General features: G+C 61.9%; 14 protein-coding genes. 9 read left to right on the top strand and 5 right to left on the bottom strand.

Annotated features, from left to right (window positions below):
- Positions 1-110: 110 nt before the first annotated feature.
- Both ACQ4V8_RS09910 and ACQ4V8_RS09905 read right to left on the bottom strand, forming a co-directional pair.
- Positions 111-1,010 (bottom strand): OmpA family protein, encoded by a 900-nt coding sequence (locus ACQ4V8_RS09910; protein ID WP_010396389.1) that lies wholly within the window; start codon positions 1,008-1,010, stop codon positions 111-113.
- A gap of 26 nt (positions 1,011-1,036) precedes the next feature.
- A complete protein-coding gene (locus ACQ4V8_RS09905; protein WP_010396387.1) occupies positions 1,037-1,441 on the bottom strand; it encodes a DUF4398 domain-containing protein in 405 nt (134 codons plus the stop codon).
- Positions 1,442-1,736: 295 nt separating this feature from the next.
- On the opposite strand from ACQ4V8_RS09905, the gene ACQ4V8_RS09900 reads away from it, so the two are divergent.
- Positions 1,737-3,797 carry an AsmA family protein gene (locus tag ACQ4V8_RS09900; RefSeq protein ID WP_436571377.1) on the top strand — a complete coding sequence of 687 codons (2,061 nt, stop codon included), beginning with the start codon at positions 1,737-1,739 and terminating at the stop codon, positions 3,795-3,797.
- Positions 3,798-3,972: 175 nt separating this feature from the next.
- Positions 3,973-4,191, top strand: coding sequence for a YMGG-like glycine zipper-containing protein (locus tag ACQ4V8_RS09895; RefSeq protein WP_010396384.1), 219 nt, complete (start codon positions 3,973-3,975; stop codon positions 4,189-4,191).
- 141 nt (positions 4,192-4,332) lie between these two features.
- Here ACQ4V8_RS09895 and ACQ4V8_RS09890 read toward each other — a convergent pair whose 3' ends face one another.
- On the bottom strand, positions 4,333-5,109 hold the full coding sequence (locus tag ACQ4V8_RS09890; RefSeq protein ID WP_010396382.1) for a Crp/Fnr family transcriptional regulator: 777 nt from the start codon (positions 5,107-5,109) through the stop codon (positions 4,333-4,335).
- Positions 5,110-5,285: 176 nt separating this feature from the next.
- Between ACQ4V8_RS09890 and ACQ4V8_RS09885 the strand changes: the two genes are divergently transcribed.
- From ACQ4V8_RS09885 to ACQ4V8_RS09870, 4 genes are all read left to right on the top strand, one after another.
- Entirely contained in the window at positions 5,286-5,915 is a 630-nt protein-coding gene (locus tag ACQ4V8_RS09885; protein WP_196856875.1) for an outer membrane lipoprotein, read from the top strand.
- 150 nt (positions 5,916-6,065) lie between these two features.
- On the top strand, positions 6,066-6,320 hold the full coding sequence (locus ACQ4V8_RS09880) for a hypothetical protein (protein ID WP_010396378.1): 255 nt from the start codon (positions 6,066-6,068) through the stop codon (positions 6,318-6,320).
- Positions 6,321-6,510: 190 nt separating this feature from the next.
- Entirely contained in the window at positions 6,511-6,657 is a 147-nt protein-coding gene (locus ACQ4V8_RS09875; protein ID WP_010396376.1) for a lmo0937 family membrane protein, read from the top strand.
- 164 nt (positions 6,658-6,821) lie between these two features.
- The gene (locus ACQ4V8_RS09870; protein ID WP_010396374.1) at positions 6,822-7,502 is read left to right on the top strand and encodes a YiaD family glycine zipper/OmpA-like lipoprotein; all 681 of its coding nucleotides are present in this window, start codon (positions 6,822-6,824) and stop codon (positions 7,500-7,502) included.
- Between the two features lie 71 nt (positions 7,503-7,573).
- On the opposite strand, the gene ACQ4V8_RS09865 is transcribed toward ACQ4V8_RS09870, so the two are convergent.
- Positions 7,574-10,417 carry a M16 family metallopeptidase gene (locus ACQ4V8_RS09865; RefSeq protein WP_436571376.1) on the bottom strand — a complete coding sequence of 948 codons (2,844 nt, stop codon included), beginning with the start codon at positions 10,415-10,417 and terminating at the stop codon, positions 7,574-7,576.
- Between the two features lie 311 nt (positions 10,418-10,728).
- Between ACQ4V8_RS09865 and ACQ4V8_RS09860 the strand changes: the two genes are divergently transcribed.
- The 3 genes from ACQ4V8_RS09860 (at position 10,729) to ACQ4V8_RS09850 (ending at position 13,281) form a co-directional block, all read left to right on the top strand.
- The gene (locus ACQ4V8_RS09860; protein ID WP_157998706.1) at positions 10,729-11,004 is read left to right on the top strand and encodes a hypothetical protein; all 276 of its coding nucleotides are present in this window, start codon (positions 10,729-10,731) and stop codon (positions 11,002-11,004) included.
- A gap of 83 nt (positions 11,005-11,087) precedes the next feature.
- Positions 11,088-12,635, top strand: coding sequence for a TerC family protein (locus ACQ4V8_RS09855; RefSeq protein WP_010396368.1), 1,548 nt, complete (start codon positions 11,088-11,090; stop codon positions 12,633-12,635).
- Between the two features lie 67 nt (positions 12,636-12,702).
- Positions 12,703-13,281 (top strand): DUF3617 domain-containing protein, encoded by a 579-nt coding sequence (locus ACQ4V8_RS09850; protein WP_436571375.1) that lies wholly within the window; start codon positions 12,703-12,705, stop codon positions 13,279-13,281.
- On the opposite strand, the gene ACQ4V8_RS09845 is transcribed toward ACQ4V8_RS09850, so the two are convergent.
- Positions 13,269-14,366: a porin gene (locus tag ACQ4V8_RS09845; protein ID WP_436571374.1), complete on the bottom strand. Its 1,098-nt coding sequence runs from the start codon at positions 14,364-14,366 to the stop codon at positions 13,269-13,271. The two genes, ACQ4V8_RS09850 and ACQ4V8_RS09845, sit on opposite strands and share 13 nt — an antisense overlap.
- Positions 14,367-14,643 lie beyond the last annotated feature (277 nt).

The following is a 14,643-nucleotide window of genomic DNA, read 5'->3' as shown; positions in this document are numbered from 1 at the left end:
AACACCGTAGCGAGCGGCAGTCAATTGTGGCCGAGAAACAGAGCTGTGCTATCGCACAGTGAGCGTCGGAGGCCGCAAGTGGCGACGCGCAGCAGGTTTGGTGTGGTGTTTTAGCGGCGCGCGGGAATGGCCGTGTTATCTTCCGACAAGACGATTTCCACCCGGCGATTCAGCTGGCGGTTCGCCGCGCTGTCGTTGCCAGCGGCCGGATAGGCAGCGCCATAGCCTTTCGTGGCGATGCGGTCACGGCTGATGCCTTGTTCCAGCAGCGCATTGCGCACCGATTCGGCGCGACGCTGCGACAAGTCCAGATTGTGCGCGGAGCCGCCAGTGCTATCCGTAAAGCCTTCGATCAGCACCGTGCGCTGCGGGTTGTTTTTCAGCACGTCGGCCAGCTTGCGCGCCGTCGTCGCGCCATTGTCCGTCAAGTTCGCCTTGTCGGTGCCAAACAGCACGTCGCCCAGGGTAATGACCATGCCGCGTTCGGTTTTCTTGGCGGCCAGGTCGGCCAGCTGCACCTCCAGCGCGGCAGCGCGGGCGGTAGCATCACGGGCCGATGCTTCAGCCGATTGTGCCTGGGCCTTGGCCACCTGCGCATCGGCCTGTGCCGCCTGCGCGCGCGCCGTGGCCTGGTCGGCCTGCTGCGTGCGCGCATCGAGGCGTAACTGGTCGCGCTGCTTGCCGGCGTTGGCGATATCGGCTTCAGCCGCTTTCTGCTTGGCTACCTCTTGCGCTGTTGCAATTTTTTGCTTGGCCAGGTAAGCCAGCTTGTCGACTTTTTCGCTGTCGTCCTGGCGCGTGGCGGCGGCATTCGCCGCTTCCAGCGCAGCGCTCGCTTCGCGCATTTCGCGTGGCGCGTAGGTCGACACCATCGGGTTCGATTGCGCCGCCATGTAGTCGCCGCGCGTCTGGTCAAGCAGGCTGGTGGCGGTTGGTGCGGAGCTGCAGGCGGCAACAAAAGCGGCCATGGCCAGCAGGCCGGGAATCGTGGTGTACGTAGCTTTTTTCATGATGGGGTCCTAGTTATTGTTGTTAGTTATTGTTTTGGAGCTTGCTCGTTGGCACGCTCAAGCTCTTCGCGCATGACGCGGATGTTCTCGTTGATTTCATCGGCGGCGCTGCTGGCCTTGGCGGAGTTGGCCTTGCTTTGCGCCAGCTTGGCATCGGCTTGCGCCTGGTCGGCCAGGTCGCGCGCCATCTTGTAGTCGCGGTCTTTCAAGGCTTGGTTGGCCATGCGCATTTTTTCGCGGGCAGATCGCATTTCATCGGGCGCCAGGTCGGCGGCACCGGCGCTGGCGGCGTTATCGACGGCGGCACGCGATACGGCGACATCGGCCGTGGCAGGCGTTTTCAAGCTCGAGCAGCCCGTCATCAGGACCACGGCGGTGGCGCAAGCAGCCAAGGCGGTCAGTGGGAACATCTTGAAATTTTGATTTGTCATTTTTTTCTCCTGGACAATGTTGATCGATAGCTTGTTGATAGCTTATTGGCAGCTTATTGGCAGCTTACATACGCCGATACCTCTGACATCAGCAACGGCGTTGGATGTATGACGTTATAGGCTCAGACTCCCCGCAGATCCGTTCGGTGCCGCACATAGAGTAAGAAATCGACAATACTTGCGTGGACAACGTGCGCCAGCGCACGTGCAGGCCAAAAAAACCTGAAACGCACGCCGCTTGGTAGCGATTCCTGTAGCATCGTGCTCCAGTCCAGAAAGAATCGCCTGCACCCCTATGCCACGTTTTACTACTCTCTCGCGCCGTCAGAAAATCACCGTTGCCAGCGCCGCCGTACTCGTCACCCTGAGCGTCACGGCCATCGTCGTCATGCTCAATATGGACTGGAATCGCGCCAAGCCCTGGCTTGATGCGCGCGCCAGCGAAGCGCTGGGCCGGCCGTTTGCCATTGTGGGCGACTTGTCGCTAACGTGGCAGCAAGCACCGACTGCGGGGCAACAAAGCTGGCGAACCTACCTGCCATGGCCGCATTTGCAAGCAAAGGACGTGCGCCTGGGCAACCCGCGCGGCATGACAGGAACGGATGAGCAGGCGCAGCTGGCCAGCGTGCGCCAGATAACATTTTCCCTCAATCCCCTGGCCTTGCTGGACAAAAAAATCCATATCCAGCAATTGCGCTTGGACACGCCGCGGGTGCATTTGCTGCGCAACAAGCATGGCCAGAACAACTGGACTTTCGACCAGCAGGAACGGCCATCGCCGTGGCAGCTGGAATTGCAAAGCGTGGTCTTCAGCAAGGGCACGGTATTACTCGACGATGATGTCACGCACACGGCGATGCGCGCCGACGTCGACACCATCGCGCACGACAAGCGCTACGGCATCGCCTGGACGCTGTCGGGCAACTACGGCGGGGCAAGCATCGAGGGCGGCGGCAAGGCGGGCGGCGTGCTGTCGCTGCAGCAGCAAGGCACGCCCTTCCCCATCGAGGCCGACATACGCGTCGGCGCCAGCAGCGTGGCTATCGAAGGCACCCTGACGCGCCCGGCCGACTTGGCCGCGCTCGACGTGCGCCTGAAAATCGCTGGACCCAGCATGGCGCGCCTGTATCCGCTGACGGGCCTGCTGCTGCCGGAAACGCCGCACTTCAGCACAGAAGGCCATTTGACAGGCACCCTGGCGCCCAACGGCGGCGAATGGGTGTACGAGCAGTTCCGCGGCAAAGTCGGTTCCAGCGATGTCGAAGGCAAACTGCGCTTTTCAGCCAGTACGCCGCGCAAGCGCCTGACGGGCGAAGTGCACTCGCGCCTGCTGCAATTTTCCGACCTGGGCCCGCTGGTGGGCGCCGACTCCAGCGCCAGCAAGAAAGAACGGGGCGTGCCGTCGACGCAGCCGGCAGGGCGCGTGCTGCCGGTGGAAACGTTCAAGAGCGAGCGCTGGAGCAGCCTGGACGCCGATGTGCGCTACACGGCCGATAAAATCACGCGCGACGCAGAGTTACCAATCAGCAAGCTCGACACGCATGTGGTGCTGAGCAATGGCGTGCTGTCTTTGACGCCGCTCAATTTCAATCTGGCGGGCGGCACTCTGAGCGCGCAGATCAAGCTCGACGGCAGCGGCAAGGCCCTCACCGACGGCATCGTGGCCGAACTCAAGGCCAGCGCCCGCCATCTGCACATCGAGCAACTGTTTCCCCGCCTGCAGGCCCTGCAGGCGAGCGTGGGCGAAATCAATGGCGACGTGTCGCTGTCGGCCACGGGCAATTCCGTCGCCAGCCTGCTAGGCAATTCGAACGGCGAAGTACGCGCGCTGATCAACCGGGGCAGCATCAGCAAGCTGCTGCTGGAAGAAATGGGCTTGAATATCGGCAGTATCGTGCTCACCAAGCTGGTCGGCGATAAGCAAGTCAAGCTGAACTGCATGGTCGCCGATTTCGCCGTCGACAAGGGATTGATGCGCACGCGCCAATTTCTGGTCGACACGGACGATGCCGTGTTGCATGTCGACGGCACGGTGAGCCTGGCCAATGAGCGGCTCGATCTGACCCTGCGGCCGGACAGCAAGGGCTTGCGCATCTTTTCGCTGCGCTCGCCCCTGTATGTGCAAGGCACATTCAGCAAGCCCGAGGTGAGCGTCGACAAGGGCGTGCTAGCCCTGCGCGCCGGCGGCGCCCTGGCGCTGGCCGTGGTAGCGCCCGTGGCTGCCCTGCTGCCGCTGGTCAACACCGGCCCCGCGACCGGCCCTGCAGAAGACAACGAATGCGCCGCCCTGCTGGCGCAGGCACGCGTCAAGCCGGCGGCGCCGAAAGCGGACAAGACTGGGCGCAAGAGCCGCTGATGAGTACGGCAACCGGCGGCGATTACAATTGTTACACCCCTATGTGCGTTATCGAACAGACCCTGCCTAGTCAGGATCCTATTCTGTGACCATGCCTGCAACACGTGGCGAGACGAAATACCACCGACCCCTACCAAGCCGGCGTCACGAGGTCCGAATTCATAGGAGAACTATCATGCAAATCATTAAAAAAATCGCCGCCACCACATCCGTTGCCGCTCTGCTGCTGAGCTTGACTGCTTGCGCCAACATGTCCGGCCAGGATAAAAACACGGCCATCGGCGCTGGTATCGGCGCTGTCGCCGGCTCCGTGCTGACGGGCGGCAGCGCCGTCGGCGCCGTTGGCGGCGCCGCCGTCGGCGGCGTCATCGGCAATCAGGTCAAGCCGAAGTAAGCGCTGCATAACATCGCATAACGTCGCATGACGTTGCACAAGAAAGCGAGGTAGGCACCCAGGTGTCCGCCCCGCCCTCTTGCGTCCCTTGTCCGTTGTCCGGAGTCCATTGACGACATTAAAAAGTTATCATGAGGAAAATCAGACGAAGACATTCGCCATGCCGATGGCGCCGCTATCCTTGACCAGCGCGTAGCAGCGGCAGGAGACCGCTTCCAGGCCTGCGGAATCGAGGATTTCGATATTGCCGCGGCTGTAGGTGATCAGTTTTTGCTGTTGCAGGGCGCTCGCTGCCTTGGTCACGCCGACCCGCCGCACGCCCAGAGTATGGGCAAGAAATTCATGCGTCAGGTGAAATTTTTCCGACTGCAGGCGATCGCGCGTAATTAGCAGCGAACGTGCCAGTCGCGCCTCAAGCACGTGAAAGCGGCTGCACACGGCAATCTGGATAGCTTGTGCCAACAGGGTGTCCGTGTAGCGGTACAGCAGGCGCTGCAGCGAATCGAGCTGTGCAAACTCGGCGCAGAACTCGGCCCGCCCGATGCAGCTGGCCGTGCCGGACCGTTGCACCACGGCACGCACTTGCGCCAAGTCATGTCCCAACGCAACGGCAGCTCCCAGCACGCCTTCTCGGCCGACGGAGCCCACTTCCAGGGTCATTCGCCCTTCCGCCACGGCCAGCAGCGAGATCAGGCAGTCGCTGGGGAAATAGATATGGCCGATAGGCTGGCCCGGTTCGTACAGCACCTCGCCCACCTCGACCGTGACGGTATCGAACAGCGCCGTCAGGTGCCGCAAGTCAGGCTCGGGCAGGCTAGCGAGCAAGCGGTTGCCAGCGTCAGGCTTGCCGGCAAGCGTACCCGGGCCGGGTCGGCCTGCGTCGCGGGACAGGATCATGCTGGCGTTCGTTGGTGGCATTGCTTTTCCTTGGTGTCGTTACAACTCGACATGATGTTTACTTAGCCTACGGTGCGGTACCGTCCCTGTATGTACGGTGACGCACGGAAGCGCGGCACGCGGCACAGCACACTGGCAGCATGCGAGCACAACACGCACTACCCATTCCGTTATTCAAACAAACCAAGGAAATCTCCATGTCCACTACCAAATCGCTCCACCCTTTGGTGCTTGCCGCCGCCGTCGCCGTCCTGCTGTTTTGCGGCGTGGGCACGGCGGCCCTGATGGGCTGGCTGCCCTCGTCCCAGGGCGGTGCCCAGACACTGGCGGCCAGCACCTCGGCCGAACAACTGGCAAGCTTGCAAGAGAACCGGCCGCCACAGTCCGTACCCGAGCCACAGCCGCAACAACAAGCGCAGCAGCCAGCACAGCAAGCTCAGCAACCTCAGCAACCTCAGCAGCAATATGCGACAGCCCCGGCGCCGCAGGTGTGTAGCAATTGCGGCGTGATCGAAGCTATCCACGAAGTCAATACGCGCGCCGAAGGCAGCGGCGTAGGCGCCGCGGGCGGCGCCGTCGTGGGCGGCTTGCTGGGCAACCAGGTAGGCGGCGGCCACGGCAAACAGCTGGCCACCGTGCTGGGCGCCGTTGGCGGTGCCGTAGCCGGCAACCAGATCGAAGGCAGCGTGCGCGCCACGCGCAGCTACAACATCGTCGTACGTCTCGATAACGGCAAGACGCGCACCGTGCATCAGAGCGCCGCGCCGAATTGGCGCCAGGGCGACCGCGTGCGTGTCGTCAACGGCGGCTTGCGCGCCATGGGCTAGGCGCGGCGAGGCAAGGCGAGGCACATCGCCCCCCGCCCGGCCTGTTCTGGCGTTTTCTTTTTAGCAATGTTCGTTGACACACAGATGAGCTTGCCACCGTGCTGGATGATGCACCCAGGAAAGCTCAATCAATGTCTTGAAGGAGATGCAATGGAAAACCAGACGGCTAGCGGCAACACAAGCAACACAATCTGGCTCGGCTTTATCGGCGCCGGCATCCTCGCTACCGCGCTGGGCTTCTGCGCGCTGGACCTGGCGCCATTGCAAGCGAGCTCGTCCGTGTTCGGCGTCATGCTGCTGCTGACAGGCGGCATGCTCAGTTGCCTGGCGGGCGCCGTCGGCATGGCCGGCATGCTGACCTGGATACCGGGCATGGCCGATGAACACGCCGACCGGCCCCGATAGTTGATCCTTGTGTACGACAGCGTACAGAAGGCTAGGGAAACAAAGTAGACACTCAGTCATGGCATCGGCGTTCAGCGACACAGTCGCCGCGCAATGACAAAAACCGATGACAGCGCCAGATGCCAGCGCCGCACAAGACCAAGGCCAAGGCAGTCGCCGTCATCCACACATTACTCTCGGAGGACATATCATGCTGTATACAATCGCCGTCGTACTCATTATTCTTTGGCTGCTGGGCCTGGTAACTTCCTATACCATTGGCGGCTTCATCCACATTCTGCTGGTGGTGGCCGTCATCATGGTCCTGTTGCGCCTGATCAGCGGGCGCGGCTTATAGCCCAGATCGTTAGCACAGGATGACAGGGCGGCGCACGTGCAAACGGGCGCCGCCTTTTTGCCGCCTCTTGTGTACAGTGCGCGCGCTGGCACGCAGCGGCATTTTGCAGTAACGTGTGCAGGTAATCGCTGGGTATGTCCCCATCACAAAACAAGGAAAAATCCATGAAAACATACAAAAACGGCGCTGGCGCTAAATCTCTGATCGGCATGCTGGTCCTCGCGCTGGCCGCCACGGGCTGCGCGGACATGTCCTCGACACAACGTGGTACGGCCACGGGCGCTGGCATCGGCGCGGGTCTGGGTGCCTTGATCGGCGGCACTACCGGCGGTGGCAGCGGCGGCCGCACGGCCGGTGGTGCCCTGCTCGGTGCTGCAGCGGGCGCCGTGGTCGGCAATATCTGGTCGAACCGCATGGAAAACCAGAAGCGCGCGATGGAACAAGCGACACAGGGCACTGGTGTACAAGTGACGCAGACGGCCGATAACCGCCTGAAAATGGAAATCCCAAGCGATATTTCCTTCGACACCAACCGCGCCGACATCAAGGGCAACTTCCGCCCCATTCTCGACCGCTTTGCCGCCACCCTGAATGAAAACCGCAACACCACGGTCAGCATCGTCGGCCACACGGACAGCACCGGCAGCGCTTCCATCAACGAACCGCTGTCGGTGGAACGCGCGGCCCACACGCGCGACTACCTGTCCATGCGCGGCGTGTCGCCAACGCGCATCGTCACGGAAGGCCGCGGCGCCCGCGAGCCGATCGCCTCGAATGCGGATGCCTCGGGACGCGCGCGCAATCGCCGCGTGGAAATCTACGTTGCAGAGTTAGCGCCACGCTAAGTGGACATGCATCTATAAAAAAACCCGCTGGCAAGGTCTTTGCCAGCGGGGTTTTTTGCAGCTGAAACAGCTTATTTCGACGTCGTTGCCTTGGCGCCGCTTGCGCCCTCTTTCGCCAGCTTGGCGAAATCGCCCGCCGTGACGATCGAAATGGCCGCCGGCTTCAGGTAATCGCGCAAGACCTGATTGACTTGTGCCAAGGTCAATGCTGCCACCTTCGCTTCCAGGTCCTTGTCGTACGCCATGGTCCGGCCTTGCGCCAGGTAATCGGCCAGGCCGCGCGCCAGGCCGCTGTCTTGCGTACGGCCCACTTCTTCCGATTGCAACCAGCCCTTTTTCGCTTCGACCAGTTCCGCTTCCGAGAACCCGTCGGCCAGCACCTTGGCGATTTCCTCGCGCAGGGCAGCTTCCACCTTGGCCGTGTTTTGCGGCGCGCTGATGGCATACGCCATCCAGAAACCGGCCGGCTCGCGCGATGGCACGGTCACTTGCGAACCGACGCCGTACGACAGGCCTTCCTTCTGGCGGATGCGGTCGGCCAGGCGGCTGCGCAACGCACCGCCACCGAGCATGTGATTGGCGATCACCAGCGCCGGATAGGCCGCTGCATCATCCTTGAGCGCAATCGGCTGAATGGCGAACAGCACGCTGTTGGCCTTGTCCGGCGTTTCCAGCGTGACTTTCTCGCCACTGACGGGCTTGACGGCATCAAGAATGCGCACATACGGCTGCTGCGCCTTCCAGCTGCCGTACAGGCTGGCCACTTGCGCCTTCAGCGCGGCCGGGTCGAAGTCGCCCACGGCGGCAAAGGTGGCGTTCGACGCGCCGTAGTAGGCGCCATGGAAGGCTTTCACATCGGCAACACTGATGGCTTTCCACTGTGCCAGCTCAACCGGCAAGGTAGCCACGTGGCGCACATGGCCTTCCGGCGTGGCGTCGAGCAAGCGGCGAAAAGCGTTCACTGCCTGCGGCTGCGGCTCAGGCAATTCCTGCTCGGCGCGGCCCACGCGCTCGCGCTGCAATTCCAGGAACTGCGTCTCGCTCAGGGCCGGCTTTTGCAGCACTTGCGCCAGCAGATCCATGGCGGCCGGCAAGTTCTCGCGCTTGCCCATCAACATGGCGGTGACACCTTCGGCGCCGCCCGAGATGGCCACTTGCGTGCCCAGCTGGTCGAACTTGTCCTTCACTTCCTGGCGCGACAGTTTATCCGTGCCACGCGACAACAGATTGGCCGTGTAGCTGCCCACTTGCGCCTTGCCGCGCAAGCTGTCTTCACTACCGAGCTGCAATTTCAACACGACGCTGACGGTATTGCCCTTGGTTTTCTTCGCCAGCAAAGCGCCCTTCAAGCCGTTTGGCAAAGTGAAGCGCTGCGTGCGCGCCTCGATATTGTCGGGGCTCGGGTCGAACGCCTCACCCTGCGCCACCACGGCACGGCCCGTATAGCCGGCCAGTTGCGGCGCCACGTCGGCGTAGGCCGGCACGACGGTGCGGTCCGGCGCATCGGTGGGGATGAAGCGGCCCAGGGTGCGGTTCGAACTCTTCAGGTATTTCTCGGCTGCCGCCTGCACCTGCGCCGTCGTCAATTTGTCGAGCTGATCGCGCTGCAGGAAGAACAAACGCCAGTCGCCGGCCGCCAAGGACTCCGTCAGGGCGATCGTCATGCGCGCCGTGTTCGAGGTGATCAGTTCGACCTGCTTGTTCAGCTGCTGCTTGACGCGTGCCACTTCCGCATCCGTGATCGGCTGCGATTTCAGCTCTTCCAGCACTTTCAGCATGGCCGCTTGCGCCGCATCAAGGTTGCCATCGACGGGTACCAGTGCGCCGAACAGGTTGTAGCCGGGCTCCAGATTGCTCACGGAGTTGTATTCGATCTTGCTGGCCAGCTTGGTTTCCACCAGCGCCTTGTGCAGGCGGCCGGCCGGGGCGTCCGTCAGCACGTGACCGAGCACCTCGATGGCGACGGCATCGGGATTGCCGGACGGCGCCACGTGATAGCCGGCGCCGACGAACTGCGTACCACCGCTGCGGCGCACCGTGACGGCGCGCTCGCCATCTTGCACCGGTTCGGCCGTGTAAGTCGGCTCGATCACGCGCGTCGGTTTGGCGATCTTGCCGAACAGCTCATTGATCTGCTGCAATACCTTGGCTTCATCGAAGCGGCCTGCCACCATCAGCACGGCATTATCCGGCTGATAATATTTATGATAGAACGCGCGCAAGCGGGGGATGTTCACCTGCTCGATGTCGGAGCGGGCGCCGATGGTCGACTTGCCATAGTTGTGCCAATCGTAGGCGATGGCCTGGATGCGTTCACTGGTTACGCCGATCGGGTCGCTCTCGCCCATCTCGAATTCGTTGCGCACGACCGTCATTTCACCCTTTTGCGTCTTCGGATTCCACAGGTCATTCTGGTCGATGGCGGCGTTGACCATGCGGTCCGCTTCCATGGCCAGCATCTGGCGCAGGTTATCGTCGTTGGCGGGGAAAGTGGCGTAGTAATTGGTGCGGTCATACCAGGTGGTGCCATTGAACTGCGCGCCCGTCGAATTGAGGATCTCGACGGGGGTTTTCGTGCCCTTCTTGACGCCGAAGTTGGCGCTGGGCTTGAACAGCAAATGCTCAAGCAAGTGGGCCATGCCCGTTTCGCCATAGTTTTCATGGCGTGAACCGACCATGTAGACGATGTTGGTGGTCAGGGTCGGCTTGCTGGCGTCGGGGAACAACAGCACGCGCAAGCCATTGGCCAAGCGGTATTCGGTGATGCCTTCGACAGAAGTGACTTTGACGGCGGCGCGCTGGGATGCGGCCTTGGCGGTTTTCTGGGTCGGTGCAGCGTCCACCGCGGTGGCGGCCAGGATGAACGACGGCGAGACGATGCCGGCGGCAAGCAGGAGGGCGGTAATTGGTTTCAAGTCGGAGTCCTAGTAACACTACGATATAAAAAATGCGAAAGATGCGAAAGATGCGCAAACGAAAAATGCGCAAGCGCAAGGCGATACAAACGCAAAAATTGCCACAGGCCCGCGCTGCGTCTTCGCCGCCCAGGGAAATCATTGCAATCTCAATTTACGGCATACTTACCAGTTATGCAAGTGCTGTCATCGGGCTGTTATTTGCCCATGCTATACTCCACAGTTCCAGAACTAACTGCCTGTATATGAGACGAGCTCTCGTCCTGCTCTGCCTTTTTGTTTTCCTCGCCCTACCCCAGGCGTTCGCCAGCATGGCTGACGCCAGCACTTCCCCATTTCAGCATGCAGTCGCGGCAGGCACTACTGCCGTGCCTGCCCTCAATGCCGATTGCCCTGAGAGCGCCGCCCACACGGGCCTGCCCGGCGAGCGCTGCGAGGCCGAAGAATGCGACAACGACCCCATCACGCTATACCCGAGCTCGCACCAAGGCGCGCCGTTTTGCGCCATCATTTGGCAAGCGGGACCGGGCGCACTTGCCGAAGCGGACGCGCGGCAGGCCACCCGGCCGCCACGCGTCCGCCACTGACATCGCAGCACGCATCGCACTCAAGCCGGGGCCATCGGCCGCCGGGCACGCTTTATATTAATTGACTTTACAAGGTTACACACATGGAATGGTTATTTGACCCGACAATCTGGGTCGGCCTGCTGACGCTGGTCGTACTGGAAATCGTACTGGGTATCGACAACCTGATCTTCATCGCCATCCTGGCCGAGAAACTGCCGCCGCACCAGCGCGACAAGGCGCGCGTGCTGGGCCTGAGCCTGGCCCTCGTGATGCGCCTGGGCCTGCTTTCCCTGATTTCCTGGCTAGTCACCCTGACCATGCCATTGTTTTCCCTATGGACCTTCGCCTTTTCGGGACGCGACCTGATCTTGCTCTTCGGCGGTGTATTTCTGCTGTTCAAGGCCACCACCGAGTTGCACGAGCGTCTCGAAGGCGTCACGCATGCCCAGGCGGGGCCGAAAGTCTATGCCGGCTTCGGCCTGGTAGTGGCGCAGATCGTCGTGCTCGATGCTGTCTTTTCACTCGACGCCGTCATCACGGCCGTCGGCATGGTGGACAATCTGTACGTGATGATGGCCGCCGTCATCATTTCCATCGTCGTCATGATGCTCGCTTCAAAAGTGCTGACGCGCTTCGTCAACGCCCACCCCACCGTCGTGGTGCTGTGCCTGAGCTTCTTGCTGATGATCGGCCTGTCGCTGGTGGCCGAAGGCCTGGGCTTCCACATTCCGAAAGGATATTTGTACGCCGCTATCGGTTTCTCGATCGTCATCGAGTTCTTCAATCAGCTGGCGCGCCGCAACTTCCTCAAGCTGCAGTCGAACGCACCGCTGCGCGACCGCACGGCGCAAGCGGTCCTGAGCCTGCTGGGTGGACGCAAGGGCCGCGAAGCCGCTGAAGAGCATGAAGTCAAGGAATTGCCCGACGTCTCCGCCTTCGGCGTGGAAGAGCGCAACATGGTCAGCGGCGTGCTGACCCTGGCCGAACGCTCGATCCGCTCGGTGATGACGCCGCGCGGCGACGTTTCGTGGGTCAACCTGAACGATAGCAGCGAGAAGATGCTGCAACTGCTGCGCGAAACGCCACACAGCATGATTCCTGTCTGCAAGGATGACCTCGATAATGTGATCGGCATCGCGCGCAGCAAGGACCTGATCGAAGATCTGGTATCGCGCGCCAAGATCGACCCGGCCAGCATGCGCGAAGCCATCGTCATGCCGGAAGCGGCCGGCGTGCTCAAAGCCATGGAAACCCTGAAGCGCTCGCGCGGGCAGCTGGTGCTGGTAGTCGACGAGTTCGGCACCGTGCAAGGCGTGCTGACGCCCATCGACATCCTCGAAGCCATCGCCGGCGAATTCCCCGACGAGGACGAGCTACCCGACGTGGAAGTGCTGGCCCCCGGCCACTGGCGCATCGATGGCGCCACCGACCTGCATTACCTGGAGCAAGTGTTCGAGAAGGAAACCCTGGTCAGCGAAGATGGCGAATACAACTCGCTGGCCGGCTTCCTGCTGGCGCATTTTGAAAACATGCCAGCCGTGGGCGAAGTGCTGGAGCTCGATGACTTGCGCTACGAAATCGTCGAAGCCGACGAACGCCGCATCGCCTGCGTGGACGTGCGCCGCATCGAGCCCGATCACAGTTTGTAACACAATGGCAAGCGTGACTGGCTTGCCATGCCGTATGCTGAGGTCTGCCTTTTTTGGAGACGCCAACATGAACCACTGCCTACTACGCCTGAGCTTACTGGCCTGCGCCGCCATCGGCGCGCAAGCCGCTGCCCAGGCCGCCTCGCCCCCCACCGCCATCAAGCCGGGCCTGTGGCAAGTCGACAGCAAGATGGCCTCGCCGGACGCCGCCACCGACAACACCATGTCCATGCTGCTACAGCAACTGGGCAACCTTCCTCCCGATCAACGCAAGCAGCTCGAAAGCATGGCCGCCAGCCGCGGCATGGCCATGCCCACCGTGGGCGCCGACGGCGCCGTGCGCGTGACGGCTTGCGTGACGCCGGAAATGGCGGCGCGCAAGCAGATTCCCACGGGTCAGCCCGGCGATTGCAAGTCGAAGAACAGCGACATCGCGGATGGCATGCAAGTGTCATTTTCCTGCAGCAAGCCGAAATCGAGCGGCGAAGGCCAGGTGCGCTTCCTTGGCGACCAGGCTTTCAGCATGCAACTGGCGGTGACGACGAGCGCGCGCGGCGCGCCGGAACAGGTGAATGTGACAAGTAAGGGCAAATGGCTGGGGGCAACGTGTCCTGCGCCATCGAGCGCTGCCGCTCAGAAACCGTGACGAAAACCCATATTTAAAGCAGCGTCGCCGCGTCCGCTGTCGCTGGCATTACCCACCGTGTAGCGGGCACCGTTCTTGTTGTGGATCTTCGCGTAAGACGCGTAGAAATCGCTGCGTTTTGACAAAGAGTACGTGAGGCCGACGGCCACTTGGCTGGCGTCGCGGTTGGCCAGGTCGCGGTCATCCTTGCGCACATACGAGGCCAGTAGCTTGAAGCGGCCCACGGGCACGGACACGCCCAGCAAGGTGTCGCGGCTGTCCGATGAGGACATCGACAACGCCAGCGAGCTGTAGGCGTTGTTCGGGTCCCAAGGCGAACTGCCATAGCCCTTGTTCACGCCCACGGCGGCAAAGGCGGTGGCCACTTTCAGGTCGATATTGGCCGCGATCAGAGTGTTGCGCGACGACATGTCGATGGCGGGCAAGGTGCCGGAGGCGAGAATGAAATTGCTTTTGCGCTGGTGCGACACGCTGACATTCACGGCGCCGGCCGAGTAGCCTAGCGTGGCGCCATAGGCGCGGTTGTTGGCGCTGCTGTAAGGCGACTCGCCGAAGCTATAGATGGCGCTGGCGGACACGCCGCGCAAGGCGGGTGTCACGTATTTGACGGTATTGTCGTAGCGTTTCACGCTGTAGCCAGCCAGGTTGCTTGCGCTGCCGGCCATGCCGCCCTTGAACGGGTCGGCCACGTCGGTGAGGGCAAGGTATTGCGGGTTGTATTGACGGCCCAGTGTCAGCGCGCCCAGGCGGCTGTCGAGGCCCACATAAGCTTGGCGACCGAACAAGCGCCCGTCTTCCGACTGGCCCGTGTCGTTCTGCACGCCCGCTTCCACGGTAAATACGGCGGACAGGTCATTTCCCAAGGCTTCTCTTCCCTGCAGCCCCAGGCGCGAGCCCGATGCGACGCCGCCGGACACCTTGGTGCCGGCGCAATTGGCAACACAGCCGCGTTCGGCAACGATACCGGCGTCGAGCACGCCGTACACGACAACGTTACTCGATGTGGCACTGCCCGCGCCATCGGCAGCCTGCGCCGCCGCTGCCCCCATCGCTGTCACAGCAAGCGCGAAATACAAGATTTTCATGATTAATATCTCGGTGACGTGGGTGAAAATTCCCGGTATTGATCAGGACATGCGCTGTATGTCTGATCTGAGTGTTACCTTATCCTCGCTTTTTGTCCAGCCCTCCGTGCGTTGTGCAACAGAAACTTCAGCTTAGCGTCCAGAAATGCGTCGTGCACTGACAACACGCAAGCGTGAGCATCATTACGGTATTTGCGGCAAAATGGCGTGGAAAGTAGGCCCTGCCTTAATGCAACGTTCGGTAGCGAACGTTGCATGATTTGACGCAGGCGGTACA

Source organism: Janthinobacterium paucivorans, from assembly GCF_051380805.1.
In the GTDB taxonomy this organism is placed as follows: domain Bacteria; phylum Pseudomonadota; class Gammaproteobacteria; order Burkholderiales; family Burkholderiaceae_D; genus Janthinobacterium; species Janthinobacterium lividum_D.
The sequence above is the reverse complement of the archived record's forward strand: the minus strand, read 5'-3'. Positions and strand labels throughout refer to the sequence as shown.